Raw genomic sequence first — 18,184 nt, 5'->3', positions numbered from 1 at the left:
GGTTACCTCGGGATAATGTCGTCAATGATCCGCGCCAGACCGGCGGGATCGGTAAAGAAGGGTGAATGCCCGCAGGCCATCTCATGAACATCCGCGCTTGGCCAGTCTTTCGTCATCGTGACCTGATAGGCGGGCGGGATGGTGCGGTCGTCCATACAGCGGATATAGCTGCGCGGCATGGCGTCCGCACGGGCAGTATCCGGCAAAGGCTTGATCGTCGGGGCCACGGCCTGCGCGCAGAGGCGCGGTGCGGCAAAACCTGCGACATCCGGCGGGCAGTCGTGATAGAACAGCGCCTCTGTCATTGCGGGATCAAGGGTAAAGCTTTTGCCGTCGGGGGCGAGGCGCACAGCGGGCATCAGCGGTTGCGACGGGGCCTGTTTGCGCATCTCGGCCAGCGATAGCCCCGCCGCAGGGACGTAGGCACATAGATAGATCAGCCGCGCCATGGCGCTTGGATCTTTCTGTGCCGCCGCCCCGATGGCAAAACCGCCCATCGAATGACCCACCACCACCGTATCGGGGGTAGAGGCCGCAAGCACCGCATCGGCATAGCTGTCGAGCGTGACCGCGTTGACCGGCGTCCTGTCGTCGCCGTGGCTGGGCAGGTCAATCGCACGAGGGCTGTGACCCAATTCTTGCAACGCAGGGATCAGATCACGCCAGCACCACGCGCCGTGGCACGAGCCGTGGACCAAAAGGATGTCAGACATGGCCAACGCCCTGCAAAAACTCGGTCAGCAGCGCCGCATATTCCTGCGGGTGTTCGACGCAGGGCAGATGGCCGGCCTTGCGGATGATCTTGAACTTGGATCCCGGGATCAGCTCGATGGTCTCGCGCACCAGATCAGGGGGGGTGGACCCGTCTTCGGAGCCCGCGATCCCCAGCACCGGCAGGCGCAGCGCCGCCGTGGGGGTATAGAAATCCGTCCCCGAAATCGCGGCAGAGCAACCGGCATAGCCTTCGGCCGGTTGGCGTACGACCATATTGCGCCAAAGCTCAAGCTCGGGCGTGGCGCGGAAGGGGGCGGCGAACCAGCGTTCCATGATGGTGTCTGCCATCGGTTCGATCCCGCTGTCTTGCACGGCGCGCACGCGGTCCGCCCACATATCCTTGGTGCCGATCTTGGCGGCGGTATTAGACAGCACCATGGCGCGGATCAGGTCCAGCCGCTTGGTGGCGAGCCCTTGGGCGATCATCCCGCCGATGGACAGCCCGACAAAGACGCAGTCCTTTACGCCCAGGTGATCCAGCAGCTTTTCCGTATCGCCAATCAGCGCCCCCATCGCATAGGGCGCAGGCGGGCAGGACGACAGCCCATGCCCGCGTTTGTCAAAACGGATGATGCGCAGACCCTTGGGCAGCAGCGGCAGGATCGGATCCCACAGGCGCAGATCAGTCCCCAGTGAGTTGGCAAAGACCACAGGCGCACCATCGTCGGGGCCATCCACACGGTAGTGCAGACGCACGTCGCCAGTATCGAAAATCTTCATGTCAGAACCTCCTGTGGGGCGTCAGTCAAGCGTGGCAAGCGCCCGCGAGAAAATATCACTGTCTACATTCCCGCCCGAGATGGTGACGATCACATCGTCGCCGTCGATCTCGTCTTGCCGGAACAGCGCGGCGGCAAGGGCCACAGCCCCGCCGGGTTCGGCCACAAGTTTGAGACGGTTGAACGCATGGCCAATCGCCTGCAGCGCTTCGTTGTCGCTGACCACAAGGCCGGGGCCGCAAAGCCGCTTGAGGATCGGAAAGGTCAGATCGCCCGGTTGCGGCGTGACGATGGCGTCGCAGATCGACCCGCCAAGGGCGGCGTTGCGCGTGATCTCTCCTGCGGCGAGCGACCGCGCGGCATCGTCAAAGCCTTCGGGCTCGGCGGTGCGCGCGCGCAGCCCGGGTGCCTCGGCTTCAAGCGCCAGCGCAATGCCAGAGGTCAGCCCCCCGCCACCACAGCAGGCAATCACATCGGCGCGGGCGATCCCCGCTTCGGCGGCCTGCTGCGCGATCTCGAGCCCCGTTGTCCCCTGACCGGCAATCACCAGCGGGTCGTCGAACGGTTTGATCAGCGTCAATTCGCGTTCCTCCGCCATAGCCGCGCCGATGGCGTCGCGGTCCTCCGTCATGCGGTCATAAAGTACGACCTCGGCCCCAAGCGCGCGGGTGTTGGCGATCTTAAGACGGGGCGCGTCGGCGGGCATGATGATCACCGCGGGCACCCCGTGCAGCTTGGCCGCATAGGCAACACCTTGGGCGTGGTTGCCACTGGAAAAGGCGATGACCCCCTTGGCGCGCACGGAGGGCTCCAGTGCCGACACCGCCGACCAGCCGCCGCGAAATTTGAAGCTGCCGGTGTGTTGCAGGCACTCGGGCTTGACCCAAACGCGCCGCCCCGCGATGTCATCCAGAAACGGAGAGTTTAGCAAAGGCGTGCGCCGCACGTGCCCCTCCAGCCGCCGCGCTGCCGCGCGGATCATGTCGATATTCATTGCATCTTCTCGATCCATTCGTTCAAGGCCGCAACCGCCTCTGGTTCGTCCAGAAACGGAATATGCCCACGTCCCGGCACCCGCGCGACCACCATATCGGGGCGGCGGCGTTCCATCTCTTGCAAGGTTTCCTCGCTCAGCAGATTGGACGCCATGCCACGGATGCAGGCAATCGGCAGCCAGTCAAGCGCGTCAAAGAACGGCCACAGGTCGGGGGAGGGGGCAGAGAACGTCTTGGCCACCGCATCGCGCAGGTGCTTGTCATACGTGATCTGCAAACCGCTTTCAGTCTGGGTGTAATGCTTTTGCGCCTCTGCCATCCAACGGCTGTCGGGCACGTCGTCAAATTCGGGAAACACACGCGGCATGGCGGCGGCGGCCTCGGCATGGGTCTTGGCAGCAGGGTTGCGGCCGATATAGCCCATGATGAAATCCAGCCCCTGCGGGTCAATATGCGGGCCAACGTCGTTAAAGGCGACGCCCAGCAACCTATCCTTGGCCCCCTTGGCCAGCCCCAATGCATTCAGCCCCCCGCGCGAGGTGCCAAGCACGGCGGCCTTGTCGATGCCCAGATGATCCAGCAGCTCCAGCGCATCACGACATTCAATAGGGGGGGAATAGTGTGACCAGTCAGGGTCGAAGTCTGATTGCCCGCGCCCGCGATAGTCCATCTTGATCAGACGCACGTCTTCCAGATGGGGGGTGACATAGTCGAAATCCGCTGTGGTCCGCGTCAATCCTGCAAGACAGAGAATCGGCAGACCCGCCCCTTCGTCGGTGAAATACAGCGATAGCCCGTCGGATGTGGTGAAATGAGCCATTATACGCCTGCCAGTTCTGGGATGCCGTTGAGGTCCTGCAGCACATGGGCCGGTTGCCACGGCAGCCGGTCCATCGGCTCTCCCGCGCGGTTGACCCAAGCGGTGGTAAAGCCAAAGCCTGTCGCCGCCGCCGCATCCCATCCGTTGGACGAGACGAACAACACCTCGGAGGTCGCGCAATCAAAGCGCTGACCGACCAGTTCATAGACTTTGGCATGTGGTTTGAAGACGCCGACGCTTTCCACCGACAGCACCGCATCCAGCGTGTCACGCAGATTGGCGGAGGAAACCGCACCGTCCAGCATGGCTGGTGATCCGTTCGACAAGATCGCGGTATTCAGCCCAGCTTCCTTCAGTGTTTTCAGCATCTTGGGCACTTCGGGGAAGGCCTGAAGCTCCCAGTAAAGCGCCAGCAGGCGTTCACGCAGGGCGGGGTCGTTATCGTTTCCGGTCTTTTCCAGTGCCCAGTCCAGACCTTCTTGGGTGACCTGCCAGAAATCATCGTGGGCCCCGGTGACAGCGCGCAGCCAGGAATAGCCAAGCTGCTTTTGCCGCCAATGTTCGGCGACCTGCGGCCAGCTGTCTTTTATCGCTGCAAAATCCGGCTCTGACGCCGCTTGTCGTGCGGCGGCGGCCACATCGAACAAGGTGCCATATGCGTCGAACACGCATGTTGTAATCGCCATGATTTCCCCCCTGAATATTTCTTCCGCAAGACTGTCACGACCCGTCACGACAGAAAAGGCCGAAAAACTGGCCTCATGGGGGTTTACGACGGGACGCAGGCTTGAAACACTGCGCGCCGAACCCGGAGCACCCGCGCAGATACGCGGCCTCCTGTATTTTCCCTTTATGGATCGGAGCTTTCTATGACGCAGGTTAAATCCGGCGATACTGTTGCTATTCACTACACTGGTACCCTGCTTGACGGCAGCACCTTCGACAGCTCGGAAGGGCGCGAGCCTTTGGAGTTCACGGTCGGGTCCGGCCAGATCATCCCCGGCCTCGACAGCGCGATGCCCGGCATGGAAGTCGGCGACAAAAAAGTCGTCAAGATCGGCAGCGCAGAGGCCTACGGCGATGTGAACCCCGAGATGCGTCAGGCCGTGCCACGCGAAGGTATCCCTGCGGATATCCCGCTGGAAATCGGCACGCAGTTGCAGATGCAAACCCCGGATGGGCAGGCGATGCCGGTGATGGTTGTCGAGGTTGACGACGCCACTGTGACACTTGACGCCAACCACCCGCTGGCGGGCAAAGACCTGCAGTTCGACATCGAACTGGTAAAAATCGCCTGAACCAGGCCCATACAGTCCGGCGCTTTTGATCGCGCCGGACTGTCTTGCTCCAAGAAACCGCTCGAAACCTCGCGCGCCGCGCAGTAAGCAGCGGTTATGGACAGTCAAAACACCTTCGACATTTTTATCGTGGCCACCCCCGGTCTGGAAGACATGCTTCTCGCCGAGGTGACAGAGAAAGGCTTTGCCAATCCTGTGGCCTCGCCCGGCGGGATCACGGTGCAGGGCGGCTGGCCCGAGGTCTGGCGCGCGAACCTGCAACTGCGCGGAGCCTCGCGCGTGCTGGCGCGGATCGGGTCCTTCATGGCGTTCCATCTGGCGCAGCTGGACAAACGCGCGCGCAAGTTCCCCTGGGACGATGTGCTGCGCGCCGATGTGCCGCTGCGGGTGCAGGTAACCACGAAAGCCTCTAAAATCTATCACGCTGGTGCCGCGACCCAGCGGATTGAAACCGCCTTGCGCGAAAGCCTCGGGGTTACGATCTCGCCCGAGGCGGCTCTCGTGCTCAAGGTCCGGATCGACGACAATGTGGTGACCATCAGCCTCGATACCTCGGGCGATGCGCTGCACAAACGCGGCCACAAGGAAGCCGTGGGCAAAGCGCCGATGCGCGAAAACCTGGCCTATCTGATGCTGCGTCAGGCGGGGTACACGGGCACCGAGACGGTGGTCGATCCGATGTGCGGCTCAGGGACCTTCGTGATCGAGGCGGCCGAGATCGCCATGGGCCTCAACCCCGGCCGCTCGCGCCCTTTCGCTTTCGAAGACCTCGCGAGCTTTGACGCTGACCAATGGGCCGCCATGCGCGACACCCCCACCACATCCACGCCGCTGCGTTTCTATGGTTCTGACCGTGACGCGGGTGCCGTTCGGATGAGCCGTATGAATGCCGAACGGGCAGGGGTGGCCGATGCCGTAACCTTCGAAAACCACGCCGCGGGCGAGCTGTCCCCGCCCGATGCCCCCCCCGGCCTTGTCATGGTGAACCCGCCCTACGGCGGGCGCATCGGCAACAAGAAACTGCTTTATCCGCTTTATGGCACGCTCGGCCAAACGCTGCTGACCCGCTTTAAAGGCTGGCGCGTCGGCCTTGTCACGTCCGAGCCGCCCTTGGCCAAAGCAACCGGCCTGCCGTGGAAACCCCAAGGCCCTGCTATCGCCCATGGCGGCATGAAGGTCTGGCTCTATCAAACCCCGCCCCTACGCTAAACGCGCCGCCCTATTTCCAAATGGTCTGAAATCCCGGGGTCCGGGGCAGAGCCCCGTAAATAGAACTTTGCGGCAGCGCCCCGGAAATAGAATTTGTGGCAGCGCCCCGGTCCGCCAGTCCCGTTAAAGGTTCTCCGCCTGCGGCATCCCCAGCACATGGAACCCGCCATCCACGCGGATAATCTCGCCCGTGGTGCAAGCACCGGCATCCGAGGCCAGATAGACCGCCGTGCCGCCAACCGCTTCCAGTGTCGCATTGGCGCGCATGGGGGCGTTTGTGTCGGTGTGTTTATAGGTCTTGCGCGCCCCGCCAATCGCGGCACCGGCAAGCGTTTTCATCGGGCCGGGGCTGATCGCGTTGACGCGGATGCCTTCGGGGCCCAGATCATTCGCCAGATAGCGCGTGGCGCTTTCCAATGCGGCCTTTGCCACGCCCATGACGTTGTAGTTGGGCGTCACGCGGTTTGATCCCATATAGGTCAGCGTCAGCAGGGTGCCGCCATTCTCGACCATCAGCGGGTGCGCACGGCGGGCGATCTCGATGAAGGAGTAGGCTGAGATATCCATCGAGTTCTTGAAGTTCGCGCGGCTGGTGTTCAGGAAGCGGCCAGTCAGCTCGGACTTGTCGGAAAAGGCGATGGCGTGGACGACGAAATCGATCGTGGGCCAACGCGCGCCCAACTGCTCGAACGCGGCATCAAGCGAGGCGTCGTCGGTGACATCGACATCGACCATGAAGTCCGACCCTACACTCTGCGCCAGAGGTTCGAGACGCTTCCCAAAGGCCTCGCCCTGATAGGTGAACGCCAGTTCCGCACCGGCTTCGGCCATCGCCTTGGCAATGCCCCAAGCGATGGAGCGTTCGTTCGCGACACCCATGATCAGGCCGCGTTTTCCTTTAAGCATGTCTGACATCTGCTGCCCTTACTCTTGGAATTTGGAAAGGATCATCGATCCGTTGGTGCCGCCAAACCCGAAGGAGTTGGTCATCACCGAATCCAGACCGGCATTGTCCACACGCTCCAGCGCGATTTCGGACGGGTCCAGTTTCGGGTCCAGATCAACGACGTTGATGGATTTGGCGATAAAGTCATTCTTGAGCATCAGCAGGCAGAAGATCGCCTCGAGCGCGCCGGCGGCTCCTTGGGCGTGGCCGGTCATCGACTTGGTCGAGCTGACGGGGGGCGTGCTGCCCTGGCCAAAAACGCGACGGACCGCTTCGATCTCGCCCACGTCGCCGACAGGTGTGGAGGTGCCGTGCGCGTTGATATAGCCGACCTTGCGGCCCTCGGGCAGGGTTTCCAGTGCCAAGCGCATGGCGCGTTCGCCGCCCTCGCCGGACGGGGCCACCATGTCGTGACCATCGGATGTCGCCGCATAGCCAGTGACTTCGGCATAGATCGTGGCACCGCGCGCCTTGGCGTGCTCAAGCTCTTCGAGCACCAGCATGCCGCCGCCGCCCGAGATGACGAACCCGTCGCGGTTGGCGTCAAAGGCGCGGCTCGCGGTTTCGGGGGCGTCGTTATATTTGCTGCTCATCGCGCCCATGGCGTCGAACAGGCAGGACAGCGTCCAGTCAAGCTCTTCGCCGCCGCCAGCGAACATCACGTCCTGTTTTCCCAGCATGATCTGTTCCGCCGCGTTGCCGATGCAATGCAGCGAGGTAGAGCAGGCCGAGGTGATGGAATAGTTGATGCCCTTGATCTTGAAGGCGGTGGACAGGTTCGCGCTGACGGTGGAGGACATGCATTTCGGCACGGCAAACGGTCCGATCCGCTTGGTCGCGCCGGTGTCGCGCACCACGTTATGCGCAGTGAACAGCGCCGAAGTCGACGGCCCGCCAGAGCCCGCCACAAGGCCGGTGCGCGGGTTGCTGATCTGGTCTTCGCTCAGGCCCGCATCCGCGATGGCCTGCTGCATGGCGATATAGGCATAAGCCGCACCGCCGCCCATGAAACGCAGCGCGCGTTTGTCGATGTGGTCGGCCACATCAATCTTGAGCGTCCCTGCAACGCGGCTGCGAAAGCCGTGCTCTGTCATTTCGGGGCTGGCGACGATGCCGCTGGTCCCGTCTTTCAGCGATGCCAGAACTTCTTCTGCATTGTTTCCGATGGACGAGACAATTCCCAATCCTGTGACGACGACGCGGCGCATGGGCTGCACTCCCTTGATCTGTGTGGGGCGGGTGCCCTCTTGATGCTGCGCGGCCCGCACGCTTGTCGCGGGGCCGCACGTTCGTTTCCCGTTTGCCGCCTATGGGGCGACAAATCAAGTCATCAGTCTGTCTGGATGATCAGCAAGGTGATCCGAGCGATGATCTGACGGGTGGGCTTAGCTCTCGCTCAGCGCGACCTTCATGTCCTTGACCTGATAGATCACTTCGCCGTCGGCTTCGACGATGCCATCGGCAACGCCCATGGTCAGGCGACGGGTCTGGATCGCTTTGGTAAAGTCGATCTTGTAGGTCAGCATCTTGCGGTCAGGGCGTACCATGCCGGTCAGCTTCACTTCGCCCACGCCAAGCGCATAGCCGCGCCCCTGCCAGCCGCGCCAGCCAAGGTTAAAGCCGGTCAGCTGCCACAGACCATCCAGGCCAAGGCAGCCGGGCATGATCGGGTTGCCGGGGAAGTGGCAGTCAAAGAACCACAGGTCGGGCGTGATGTCGAATTCCGCCGTGATGTGGCCTTTGCCATGGGCACCGCCATCGGCGGAGACGTCTGTGATCCGGTCCATCATCAGCATCGGCGGGGCGGGCAGCTGCGCGTTGCCTTCGCCGAAAAGCTCGCCACGGGCGCATTTGAGCAGGGCTTCTTTGTCAAAGCTGGTGGGGTAGTCGGCCATAATATCGCGGCTCCTGAGGGCTGAATTTCAAATCCCGGCAGGTTTAGCATTGCGCGCCGCAGGCCCGCAAGGGCGCAGGCACACCACATTTACGCGACGGCGAAAGGCGGCGCTGGCAAGAGTTTCCGGATTTCCGTTTGAAAACCGTCCCCATTGCCCCTTATATATAGCGCATGAGAGGTACTTATAGCCAATGACCCAAACAACACAGCAGATCAGTTCTGAGTGGCTTGCCAAGGCGGGCCTGCGCCCCACGCGGCAGCGCATGACGCTGGCGCATCTGTTGGTGGGCGACGGTCAGCACCGGCATGTCACCGCCGAAAGCCTGTTTGACGCGGCCAAGGGGCAGGGCGATGCCGTGTCGCTGGCGACGGTCTATAACACCCTGCGCGCCTTCTGCGACGCGGGGCTGATGCAGGAAGTCACGGTTGACGGGTCCAAAAGCTATTTCGATACCAACACCCATGATCACCCCCATTTTTTCTGGGAGGACGAGGCACGCCTGTCCGATGCGCCCTCTGACCAGTTGGTGATCGCGCAACTGCCCGACGCCCCCGAAGGGGCCGAGATCGCCTCGGTCGATGTGGTGATCCGTCTACGCCGCAAGGGCTAGGGCTGTTCGGTCTGGGGCACGGTTTTTTCCGGTCCCCTGCGTTCAGAACCACTGCCCCGGTTCCATCAACCCCAGATCCAGCAGTTGGCGAGAATGCCATTCAAACGGCGCGGAGTTGTGCCATTTGAAGCTGGCGATACGATCCCTGCTGCCCGGGTTGGACTTGAGCGCCTTGGCCGTGCGGAAAGAACAGATCGACGCCGTGATATTGTGGTGCCACGGGCAGGCGTAGGTGTTGTATTCTTCATCCGTGAAGGTGTGATCGTCCCGCATCCGCAAGCCAGGCTTGGCGCGGAACAGCGAGATACGGTCGATCTTGCGCCGCGCGGCGGGGACATGTTCCTCGAACCGCCAACGCAATCCGCCAAAGAAATCAAGCTGCCGTTCCTTGGGGTGGTTGTCCGGCGTGCCGTCAGGCCGCGCCAGCGCGTAATAGCCGGATCGGTCCAGAAAGGCGTTGTCCAGCGATACCGCGTTCGGAGCGGCACCTAGATCATCTGCATAAAGATCAACGACATAGGTGAGCATCGCATCGCGGCGCTCTTCCGTGTGAAAGGCCAGCAACTCCCCCACGGTGCGCGTCTCGCAGAAAGGGTAGAACAGATATTCGGCGTTGTAGCAGGTATAAAGCCATTGCCCCGGTGCGGCCTCGATCACGGCGTTTACGGCATTTTCCAGCGCGCCCTCGCGGTCCATGTCGTAGTCCACGCGCAGCACGCCTTTGCTTTCGGCGACATCACGGGCCAGCGCGAAGCTGGCGGGCATAAACGCGACAACGGTGGCAAAGCCAAGCTGCTGGTGGTGGCGCAGCGTCGTCTCGATCTCTATCGCGTCCTCGACCATGATGAGGGCAATGGGCCCCTTGCTCAGCACCGCTTTGCTGTCGCTGATAAAATGGTCAAGACTGCGGTACTGCATGACACCTCGGCTCTATTTGTACTGTGCCTTAAATCTGTCAAATCGGGACGCATTGCAAGAGAACGCTGGCGCTGTTAGACCGCGCTTTTGCACCTTTGATCAACGGACCCTGCCATGACCGCGCCAAAAAAGCTGTTCATCAAGACCTACGGCTGCCAGATGAATGTCTACGACAGTGAACGTATGGCCGAGTCTCTGGGCGATAACTACGTCGAGACAAAGACCGCAGCTGACGCCGATATGATCCTGCTGAACACCTGTCACATCCGTGAAAAGGCAGCAGAAAAAGTCTATTCCGAACTGGGCCGCCTGAAGCCTCTTAAGGAACTGAACCCCGATCTGAAGATTGGCGTCGCAGGCTGCGTGGCGCAGGCCGAAGGGGCAGAGATCATGCGCCGTCAGCCGGCCGTCGATCTGGTCGTGGGGCCGCAATCCTATCACCGCCTTCCCGCAATGGAGGCGCGCGTGCGCTCTGGCAAAACCGCGCTTGATACGGATTTCCCCGAAGAGGATAAATTCGAAAAGCTGAAAGGCCGCGGCAAAGCGACGCGTGCGCCTTCTGCGTTTCTGACCGTGCAGGAAGGCTGCGACAAATTCTGCGCCTTCTGCGTGGTGCCCTATACCCGCGGGGCCGAAGTCTCGCGCCCCGCGACCCGCGTGCTGACCGAAGCGCGCGAATTGGTAGAACGCGGCGTACGCGAAGTCACCCTGCTGGGTCAGAACGTCAACGCCTATCACGGCGTGGGGGAAGAGGGGGCGGATTACACGCTTGCCCGCCTGATCAAGGAGTTGGCCAAGATCGACGGGCTAGAGCGTATCCGCTACACCACCAGCCACCCCAACGATATGGACGATGCGCTGATCGCCGCCCACGGCGAGATCGACAAGCTGATGCCCTATCTGCACCTGCCCGTGCAATCCGGCTCGGACCGTATCCTCAAGCGGATGAACCGCAGCCACACCGCCGAAAGCTATCTGCGGCTGATCGAACGCATCCGCGCCGCGCGCCCCGATATCGTGATGTCGGGTGATTTCATCGTCGGCTTCCCCGAAGAAACCGACGCGGATTTCGAAGCCACGATGGAGCTCGTCCGCGAGGTGAAATACGGCTACGCCTATTCGTTCAAATACTCGACCCGTCCCGGCACCCCCGCCGCCGAACGCCCGCAGGTAGAACCCGCCATAGCCGACGAACGCCTCCAGCGCTTGCAAGGGCTGATCACCGGTCAACAGCGCGAGATCCAGAACAGCATGGTGGGGCGCGATGTTTCTGTTCTTGTCGAAAAAACGGGCCGCGAGGCGGGGCAGATGGTGGGGAAATCCGAATACCTCCACTCTGTGCATATCGACGAGGCGCAGGCCGAAGTTGGCGACGTTGTCCGCGTCAGAATCGTTGATGCCAAAACCAATTCGCTGACGGCGCGTCAGATTTAGGTGTCACCGGTCGCGATTTGCCCGCAATGATTGTAGACCAAAACGGCTGCAATGGCCGGAAAATGGCGTAAGTGTGGCAGTAATATAGTAAATATGGCCGCATTCGCGCTTCACAGAAGCGCGTTTACCTCTTAATCTCACAACATATAGCGGACGACCGTGGTGCCTGGGGTATCTGTGGGTCTTCCGACTGGGGGACAGTAAGAAAAGGACGAGGGCTGTGTTTAATACAATTTCCAAGGGGCTACGGCTGTTTGCGGGCACGATGATTGCCGCAACATTCGTGCTTCAGGCATCTGCTGCCGATGCACAAACAAGATCTCAACAGGGCCGCGACAAGGGCCAGTATATTCCAACGATCTGGGTTGACCCCGATGGGTGTGAACATTGGGTCATGGATGACGGTGCCGAAGGCTATATGACACCGCATGTCACCCGTCAGGGTATTCCGGTCTGCCGCCGGGGTAACGTCTGCGGCGTGATGAATACGGACCAGTTTTTCAACACCGACAGCTACCGTGTGCACCCGCAGGGCCGCGCCCGTCTGGCTGAATTCTTCAAGACCACGGGTGCCGTGTCCTATATCATCAGCGGGCACACAGACAGCCGCGCGTCGGATGCCTATAACATGAAGCTGTCGCTGAACCGTGCCAATGCGGTTGCCAGCATCGCCCAGCAATCGGGGGCCCGCATTGCGGATGTCCGCGGCTATGGCGAACGGATGCCAGCGGCGTCCAATGGCACAGCGGGCGGTATGGCCAAGAACCGCCGCGTCGAAATCATCTGCATTCGCTAAGGGGACAGTAACGTGATGAAAGCTAAGATTATGATGGTCACCGCCTGCGCCCTGACACTGGGTGCCTGCGCTGACTACGAAGGCCGGGGCTATCCCGCCGATAAAACCGTCGACCGTGGCTTTGACAAAAAGCACCTGAGCCAGCTTCAGGCCGGCATCTGGGTCGATCCCAATGGCTGCGACCACTGGATCATCGACGACGGCGTCGAAGGCTACCTGAGCCAGCGACTGGACAAATACGGCAAGCCGGTCTGCTCTGGCGTGGCCCAGCCCACATATACGGCGGGCGACTTCAAAGGCGGCTCGCGCGTCCGAGATCCCAACTGATCTTGCGACCACTCCTGCACATAGGATCGGGCCGGCGCGTTTTACGCTCCGGCCCTTTTTTGTCGGCTCAAAGGGGTACATAGTTTGAATATGGGACCCATATTAATCCAAAGACACCTCCAATTAGGAAAACGCTTTGCCATCTAGTGACACAATGACGCCTCCCGCTTCTCACGCGCAGCAACTTGAATTTCCGGACAACCGGCTTCTGATCGATCTCTGCGGCCCCTATGACGCCAACCTGACCGCCGTAGAGACGGCGCTTGAGGTCCAGATCGTGCGTCGGGGCAACCACCTGTCGGTGATGGGAGAGGAAGACGCGACCACCCGCGCGGCCTCAGTGCTCGAAGGGCTTTATGCCCGGTTGGAAGGCGGCCGCAGTGTGGAGCCCGCCGATGTCACCAGTTTGCTACGCATGGGTGATTCAGCGGCTGGGACGGGGGTGCGCCCGGGTGACCAGATCGAGATGCCGAATTTGGGCGGCGTCGAAATCCAGACCCGCAAGAAACGCGTCGAACCCCGCACGGCTGCGCAGAAAGCCTATGTGCAATCACTGTTCGACAACGAACTGGCCTTCGGCATCGGCCCTGCCGGTACGGGTAAAACCTATCTTGCGGTGGCCGTCGGCGTGTCGATGTTCATTGGTGGCCATGTGGACCGTATCATCCTGTCGCGCCCTGCCGTGGAGGCGGGGGAGAAGCTGGGCTACCTGCCCGGTGACATGAAAGACAAGGTCGATCCCTACATGCAGCCACTTTATGACGCGCTGAATGATTTCTTGCCCGGCAAGCAACTGGCCAAGCTGATCGAAGAGAAAAAGATCGAGATCGCGCCGCTGGCCTTCATGCGCGGGCGCACCCTGTCCAACGCCTTCGTCGTGCTGGACGAGGCGCAGAACGCGACCTCGATGCAGATGAAGATGTTCCTGACCCGTCTGGGCGAAGGCTCGCGGATGGTGATCACCGGTGACCGGACCCAGATCGACTTGCCACGCGGCGTGCCATCGGGCTTGCAAGACGCGGAACGGCTGCTCAAGACGATCCCCAAGATCAGCTTCAACTACTTCACCTCGAAAGACGTGGTGCGCCACCCGCTCGTGGCCGCGATCATCGAAGCCTATGAAGCAGATGCAGGCCACGCGTGATGCCCGGCTGCTTCATTTTGCCAGATAAACTCCGGGGGGCCGGGGGCTGGCCCCCGGTGGGGCGCTGATGCAGGCGCTTGACGTGATGGAGGAAGACCCCCGTTGGGCCGGTCTGGACCTTGATACCCTATGCCCCCGCGCGATGCGCGCCACATTGGCGCATCTGTCGCTGGATGCCGACACCGCCGAGGTGACGGTGCTGGCCTGCGACGATGCACATATCGCCACGTTGAACGCAGATTTCCGCGACAAGCCCACGCCGACAAATGTGCTCAGCTGGCCCGCCGAGGAACGCGGTGCCGCGCGCGACGGCGAACTTCCGCTGCCGGTCACGCCGGGGTTCGACAATATGCTGGAACTGGGCGACATCGCGATTTCATTTGACACCTGCCACGCCGAGGCAGAGGCCGCAGGCCGCCCGATGGCCGATCACGTGACCCATTTGATCGTGCACGGGCTGCTTCACCTGTTGGGGTATGACCACGAACGGGACGGGGATGCGACCCTGATGGAACGGTTAGAGGTAGAAATACTTGGCAAATTGGGGTTGGATGACCCATATAGAGACGACGCAGTGCAACCGCCTGCCTAAACACATAAAGACAGGACCCGATGGGCGACACAGACGGATCATCTGAGGCGGCGCAGAGCGCGCAGTTGGAAGACATCATACCGGCCTCCGAGGCCGAAGAAACCGAAGACACCCCGAAATCCGGTGGCTTCTTTTCCCGGGTCATGGGCGCACTCAGCGCGTCAGACAACGAGGAAGAGGAGGAGATCACTGCGGCACAGACTGACAGACTGTCGACCCGCGGCATGATGAACCTGCGCCGGATGCGGGTGGATGATGTGGCGGTGCCCAAGGCGGATATCACCGCGGTGCCGGTGACCTCGACGCTGGATGAACTGGTCGGCGTGTTCAAGGATAGCGGTCTGACGCGCCTGCCGGTGTATGACGGCACGCTCGATACCCCCGTTGGCATGGCCCACCTCAAGGATCTGGCTCTGACCCACGGATTTAATGGCCGAAACACCGAATTTGACCTTCAGGCGATGCTGCGTCCCTTGCTGTTCGTGCCGCCGTCCATGACCATTGGCGTCTTGCTGACCAAGATGCAGGCCGAACGGCGCCACATGGCGCTGGTGATTGACGAATACGGCGGCGTCGACGGGCTGGTCACGATCGAGGATCTGATCGAACAGGTCATCGGCGAGATCGAAGACGAACACGACGTGGACGAAGGCAAATACTGGACGGTCGAAAAGCCCGGCTGCTATCTTGCGCTGGCCAAGACGCCTCTGGATGATTTCGAGGCCGAGATTGGCCATTCGCTGACCGACCACGATGATGTCGACGAAGAAGAGATCGACACCCTCGGCGGGTTGGTCTTCATGCTGTCGGGACGGGTGCCGGCGCGTGGCGAAGTGGTCGTGCATCCCGATGGCCCCGAGTTTGAGGTGATCGACGCCGATCCGCGCCGGATCAAGCGTTTGCGCGTGCGTATGGCCGGATCTCACTGATGACTTTGCGCAGTGGCGCTTGGATGCGGTTCGGGGCCGCGGTGCTTGCGGGCGTTGTCGCGGCCTTTGGGCAGGCACCCTATGATTTGCCGTTGGTCTTGCTGGCTGCACTTGCGGCTGTTCTGTTGATATACCGTGCTGCTGCAACGCCCCGGCAGGCCGCAGCGCTCGGCTGGGGCTTTGGCTTTGGCTATTTCTTGCATGGCTGGTCGTGGCTGGTTTCGCCCTTCATGGTCGACCCTGAACGCTATGCCTGGATGGCACCTTTTGCTGTGGCAGGGCTGACGGGCGGTTTGGCCTTGTATTGGGCTTTGGCGTTCTACGTGTCCCGCCGGTTGTCGGCACAGGTCTGGCCGCTGATCTTCGTCCTGCCCGCCGCGGAAATGCTGCGCGGTTATCTGTTCACCGGCTTCCCGTGGGGGATGTTCTCTCAGTCTTTGGTCAACCATTGGCCGGGGCAGGGGCTTGCGCTGGTGGGGCCCTACGGCATGACCCTTGCCTTGGTCGCGCTGGCTGTGGCGGTGGTACAGCGCGCGCGGGGCACGTTGCTGCGGCAGGGCGCTGTCTGGGGCGCGCGGGTCTTGGGTGTGGCGGCGTTGACGGTGCCCTTTTGGGGGGGCGACGCTCCGATCACCGACCATATGATCCGTATGGTGCAGCCGAACGCGGCGCAGAAAGACAAATGGGACCCCGTCAAAATCCCCGAATTCTTTGATCGCCAGTTGGCGCTGACAGCTGCGCCGTCTGCGCAGGGGGATGCGGCGCCTGATCTGATACTCTGGTCCGAAACCGCCATCGCGTGGCCGCTTGATTTGGCCCATGGCGCGCTGACCTATATCAGCGAAGCCGCCGCCGGTACGCCTGTGGTGCTGGGGGTGCAGCGGCGCGACGACATGGCCTATTACAACTCGGCCGTGTTGCTGGGGCCAGACGCCGAGGTTGTGCAGACCTATGACAAGCACCACCTCGTGCCCTTTGGCGAATACATCCCCTTTGGCGACCTGTTGGGCCGTATCGGTCTGCGCGGCATGGCGGCGCAGTTTGGCAGCGGGTTTTCCTCGGGTCCGGGGGCCGCGCTGATGGATCTGGGGCCCTTGGGCCAGGCGCTGCCCCTGATCTGCTACGAGGCCGTCTTTGCGCGGGACGTCAACGCTGCACCGGCGCGGCCCGCGTTCTTGATGCAGCTCACGAATGATGCGTGGTTCGGCAAGGGGCAGGGGCCGTTGCAGCATCTGGCTCAGGCCCGGATGCGCGCGATAGAACAAGGTCTGCCCATGGCACGCGTCGCCAACACGGGCGTTTCGGCGATGATTGATCCCTGGGGCCGCATCACAAAGAGTTTGGCCCTGAACGAGGCAGGCTTTCTGGATGCCCCTCTGCCCGCACCACGCCCTGCGACACCCTATAGCAGGTGGGGAGAATGGCCGTTTCTTTTCATCACTTTGGCGGGGTTTGCCCTTGTTATCCTGCGCCGACGACGCAACTTAAAGTTTGACCAAAGGGGCAGGCAAAGCTAAGCCCCGTTAATCGGCCACAACGGCTTCCTGACGTGGCTAAGAAATCTATTGGAGCACTAAATGTCCCGCAAAAACTACACGTTCACTTCGGAATCCGTTTCCGAGGGCCACCCGGATAAGGTCTGCGACCGGATTTCCGACGCCGTACTTGATGCCTTTCTGACCGAAGAACCCGAAGCGCGTGTCGCAGCGGAGACCTTTGCCACCACCAATCGCGTGGTCATCGGCGGCGAGGTTGGCCTGTCGAACAAGGACAAGCTGGATGAATACCTTGGCAAGATCGACGGCATCGCCCGCGCCTGCATCAAGGACATCGGCTACGAGCAGGATGAATTCCACCACGCCACCTGCGAGATCACCAACCTGCTGCATCCGCAGTCGGCGCATATCGCGCAAGGCGTGGATGCGTCAGGCGACAAGGAAGAAGGCGCGGGCGATCAGGGCATCATGTTCGGTTTCGCAACCAACGAGACGCCAGAGCTGATGCCGGCGCCGATCCACTATGCCCATGCGATCCTGCGCCGTCTGGCCGAGGTGCGCAAAGACGGGACAGAGCCGACATTGCGCCCGGACGCCAAAAGCCAGCTTTCCGTGCGCTATGAAGACGGCAAGCCTGTTGGCGTGTCCTCTATCGTCTTGTCGACGCAACACGCCGATGCAGGCCAGACCAGTGCCGACATCCGCGACATCGTCGAACCCTATATCACCCAGGTTCTGCCTGAAGGCTGGATCACGCCCGACACCGAATGGTGGGTGAACCCGACGGGGACCTTTGTCATCGGCGGCCCTGACGGCGACGCGGGCCTGACCGGGCGCAAGATCATTGTGGATACCTATGGCGGTGCGGCACCTCATGGGGGCGGCGCGTTCTCGGGGAAAGACCCGACGAAGGTTGACCGCTCTGCCGCCTATGTGGCGCGCTATCTGGCGAAAAACGTCGTGGCTGCCGGTCTGGCCGAAAAGTGTACGATCCAGCTGAGCTATGCCATCGGCGTGTCCAAACCCCTGTCGATCTACTGCGATACCTATGGGGGCGACGCGGATGTCACGGATGCGGCGATTGAAAAGGCGATCCGCCAGATCATCGACCTGACACCGCGCGGCATCCGCGAGCATCTGCAGCTGAACCGCCCCATCTTTGAACGCACCGCGGCCTACGGCCACTTTGGACGCGCGCCCGAAGCGGATGGCGGCTTTAGCTGGGAAAAGACCGATCTGGTCGATGCGCTGAAGGCCGCGCTGTAAACACATGCTTCAT

20 protein-coding genes and 1 riboswitch are annotated in these 18,184 nt (G+C 61.7%); of the genes, 11 read left to right on the top strand and 9 right to left on the bottom strand.

The window, feature by feature from the left end:
- Nucleotides 1-2 precede the first annotated feature (2 nt).
- The 5 genes from AADW22_RS12925 to AADW22_RS12905 are packed head-to-tail and all read right to left on the bottom strand — an operon-like array spanning nucleotide 3 to nucleotide 3,994.
- On the bottom strand, nucleotides 3-713 hold the full coding sequence (locus AADW22_RS12925; protein ID WP_407473866.1) for an alpha/beta fold hydrolase: 711 nt from the start codon (nucleotides 711-713) through the stop codon (nucleotides 3-5).
- Nucleotides 706-1,494 (bottom strand): 3-oxoadipate enol-lactonase, encoded by a 789-nt coding sequence (gene pcaD, locus AADW22_RS12920; protein WP_407473865.1) that lies wholly within the window; start codon nucleotides 1,492-1,494, stop codon nucleotides 706-708. Before pcaD ends, AADW22_RS12925 begins: the two co-directional genes overlap by 8 nt.
- 21 nt (nucleotides 1,495-1,515) lie before the next feature.
- Complete coding sequence (locus AADW22_RS12915) at nucleotides 1,516-2,487, bottom strand: threonine/serine dehydratase (protein ID WP_260003499.1); 972 nt, start codon at nucleotides 2,485-2,487, stop codon at nucleotides 1,516-1,518.
- Nucleotides 2,484-3,308 (bottom strand): alpha/beta fold hydrolase, encoded by an 825-nt coding sequence (locus tag AADW22_RS12910; RefSeq protein ID WP_407473864.1) that lies wholly within the window; start codon nucleotides 3,306-3,308, stop codon nucleotides 2,484-2,486. Before AADW22_RS12910 ends, AADW22_RS12915 begins: the two co-directional genes overlap by 4 nt.
- Nucleotides 3,308-3,994, bottom strand: a complete 687-nt coding sequence (locus AADW22_RS12905; RefSeq protein ID WP_407473863.1) for a haloacid dehalogenase type II — start codon at nucleotides 3,992-3,994, stop codon at nucleotides 3,308-3,310. Before AADW22_RS12905 ends, AADW22_RS12910 begins: the two co-directional genes overlap by 1 nt.
- A gap of 183 nt (nucleotides 3,995-4,177) precedes the next feature.
- Between AADW22_RS12905 and AADW22_RS12900 the strand changes: the two genes are divergently transcribed.
- Both AADW22_RS12900 and AADW22_RS12895 read left to right on the top strand, forming a co-directional pair.
- Nucleotides 4,178-4,606: a peptidylprolyl isomerase gene (locus tag AADW22_RS12900; protein ID WP_005849439.1), complete on the top strand. Its 429-nt coding sequence runs from the start codon at nucleotides 4,178-4,180 to the stop codon at nucleotides 4,604-4,606.
- Nucleotides 4,607-4,702: 96 nt separating this feature from the next.
- Nucleotides 4,703-5,815, top strand: coding sequence for a class I SAM-dependent RNA methyltransferase (locus AADW22_RS12895; RefSeq protein ID WP_407473862.1), 1,113 nt, complete (start codon nucleotides 4,703-4,705; stop codon nucleotides 5,813-5,815).
- A gap of 123 nt (nucleotides 5,816-5,938) precedes the next feature.
- Here AADW22_RS12895 and AADW22_RS12890 read toward each other — a convergent pair whose 3' ends face one another.
- The 3 genes from AADW22_RS12890 to fabA form a co-directional block, all read right to left on the bottom strand.
- Nucleotides 5,939-6,730 carry an enoyl-ACP reductase gene (locus AADW22_RS12890; protein WP_005849437.1) on the bottom strand — a complete coding sequence of 264 codons (792 nt, stop codon included), beginning with the start codon at nucleotides 6,728-6,730 and terminating at the stop codon, nucleotides 5,939-5,941.
- 9 nt (nucleotides 6,731-6,739) lie between these two features.
- Nucleotides 6,740-7,969, bottom strand: coding sequence for a beta-ketoacyl-ACP synthase I (gene fabB, locus AADW22_RS12885; RefSeq protein ID WP_005849436.1), 1,230 nt, complete (start codon nucleotides 7,967-7,969; stop codon nucleotides 6,740-6,742).
- A gap of 177 nt (nucleotides 7,970-8,146) precedes the next feature.
- Nucleotides 8,147-8,656 carry a bifunctional 3-hydroxydecanoyl-ACP dehydratase/trans-2-decenoyl-ACP isomerase gene (gene fabA, locus AADW22_RS12880; RefSeq protein WP_005849435.1) on the bottom strand — a complete coding sequence of 170 codons (510 nt, stop codon included), beginning with the start codon at nucleotides 8,654-8,656 and terminating at the stop codon, nucleotides 8,147-8,149.
- A gap of 193 nt (nucleotides 8,657-8,849) precedes the next feature.
- Between fabA and irrA the strand changes: the two genes are divergently transcribed.
- Nucleotides 8,850-9,269, top strand: coding sequence for an iron response transcriptional regulator IrrA (gene irrA, locus AADW22_RS12875; protein WP_005849434.1), 420 nt, complete (start codon nucleotides 8,850-8,852; stop codon nucleotides 9,267-9,269).
- Between the two features lie 42 nt (nucleotides 9,270-9,311).
- Here irrA and AADW22_RS12870 read toward each other — a convergent pair whose 3' ends face one another.
- Nucleotides 9,312-10,187: a glycosyltransferase family 2 protein gene (locus AADW22_RS12870; RefSeq protein ID WP_037944702.1), complete on the bottom strand. Its 876-nt coding sequence runs from the start codon at nucleotides 10,185-10,187 to the stop codon at nucleotides 9,312-9,314.
- A gap of 114 nt (nucleotides 10,188-10,301) precedes the next feature.
- Here AADW22_RS12870 and miaB point away from each other — a divergent pair, with 114 nt between their 5' ends.
- The 8 genes from miaB to metK all read left to right on the top strand — a co-directional run bounded on the left by miaB (nucleotide 10,302) and on the right by metK (nucleotide 18,171).
- Nucleotides 10,302-11,621 carry a tRNA (N6-isopentenyl adenosine(37)-C2)-methylthiotransferase MiaB gene (gene miaB / locus AADW22_RS12865; RefSeq protein ID WP_180827981.1) on the top strand — a complete coding sequence of 440 codons (1,320 nt, stop codon included), beginning with the start codon at nucleotides 10,302-10,304 and terminating at the stop codon, nucleotides 11,619-11,621.
- Between the two features lie 220 nt (nucleotides 11,622-11,841).
- Nucleotides 11,842-12,417, top strand: coding sequence for an OmpA family protein (locus tag AADW22_RS12860; protein ID WP_005849431.1), 576 nt, complete (start codon nucleotides 11,842-11,844; stop codon nucleotides 12,415-12,417).
- Nucleotides 12,418-12,432: 15 nt separating this feature from the next.
- Nucleotides 12,433-12,744, top strand: coding sequence for a hypothetical protein (locus AADW22_RS12855; protein ID WP_005849430.1), 312 nt, complete (start codon nucleotides 12,433-12,435; stop codon nucleotides 12,742-12,744).
- Between the two features lie 154 nt (nucleotides 12,745-12,898).
- On the top strand, nucleotides 12,899-13,888 hold the full coding sequence (locus AADW22_RS12850) for a PhoH family protein (RefSeq protein WP_009825126.1): 990 nt from the start codon (nucleotides 12,899-12,901) through the stop codon (nucleotides 13,886-13,888).
- Nucleotides 13,889-13,955: 67 nt separating this feature from the next.
- A complete protein-coding gene (ybeY, locus tag AADW22_RS12845) occupies nucleotides 13,956-14,480 on the top strand; it encodes an rRNA maturation RNase YbeY (RefSeq protein WP_037944698.1) in 525 nt (174 codons plus the stop codon).
- A 20-nt stretch (nucleotides 14,481-14,500) separates the two neighbouring features.
- On the top strand, nucleotides 14,501-15,409 hold the full coding sequence (locus AADW22_RS12840) for a hemolysin family protein (protein ID WP_037944697.1): 909 nt from the start codon (nucleotides 14,501-14,503) through the stop codon (nucleotides 15,407-15,409).
- Nucleotides 15,409-16,926 (top strand): apolipoprotein N-acyltransferase, encoded by a 1,518-nt coding sequence (gene lnt / locus AADW22_RS12835; RefSeq protein WP_407473861.1) that lies wholly within the window; start codon nucleotides 15,409-15,411, stop codon nucleotides 16,924-16,926. Before AADW22_RS12840 ends, lnt begins: the two co-directional genes overlap by 1 nt.
- An 8-nt stretch (nucleotides 16,927-16,934) precedes the next feature.
- A riboswitch (SAM-SAH riboswitch) is annotated at nucleotides 16,935-16,982 on the top strand.
- A gap of 4 nt (nucleotides 16,983-16,986) precedes the next feature.
- Entirely contained in the window at nucleotides 16,987-18,171 is a 1,185-nt protein-coding gene (metK, locus tag AADW22_RS12830; protein ID WP_005849425.1) for a methionine adenosyltransferase, read from the top strand.
- Nucleotides 18,172-18,184: the final 13 nt, after the last annotated feature.

Origin of the sequence: Sulfitobacter sp. PM12, from assembly GCF_045586035.1 — a bacterium.
GTDB lineage: Bacteria > Pseudomonadota > Alphaproteobacteria > Rhodobacterales > Rhodobacteraceae > Sulfitobacter > Sulfitobacter pontiacus.
Note: the sequence above shows the minus strand (reverse complement) of the source record. Positions and strands in the feature narration are given on the sequence as shown.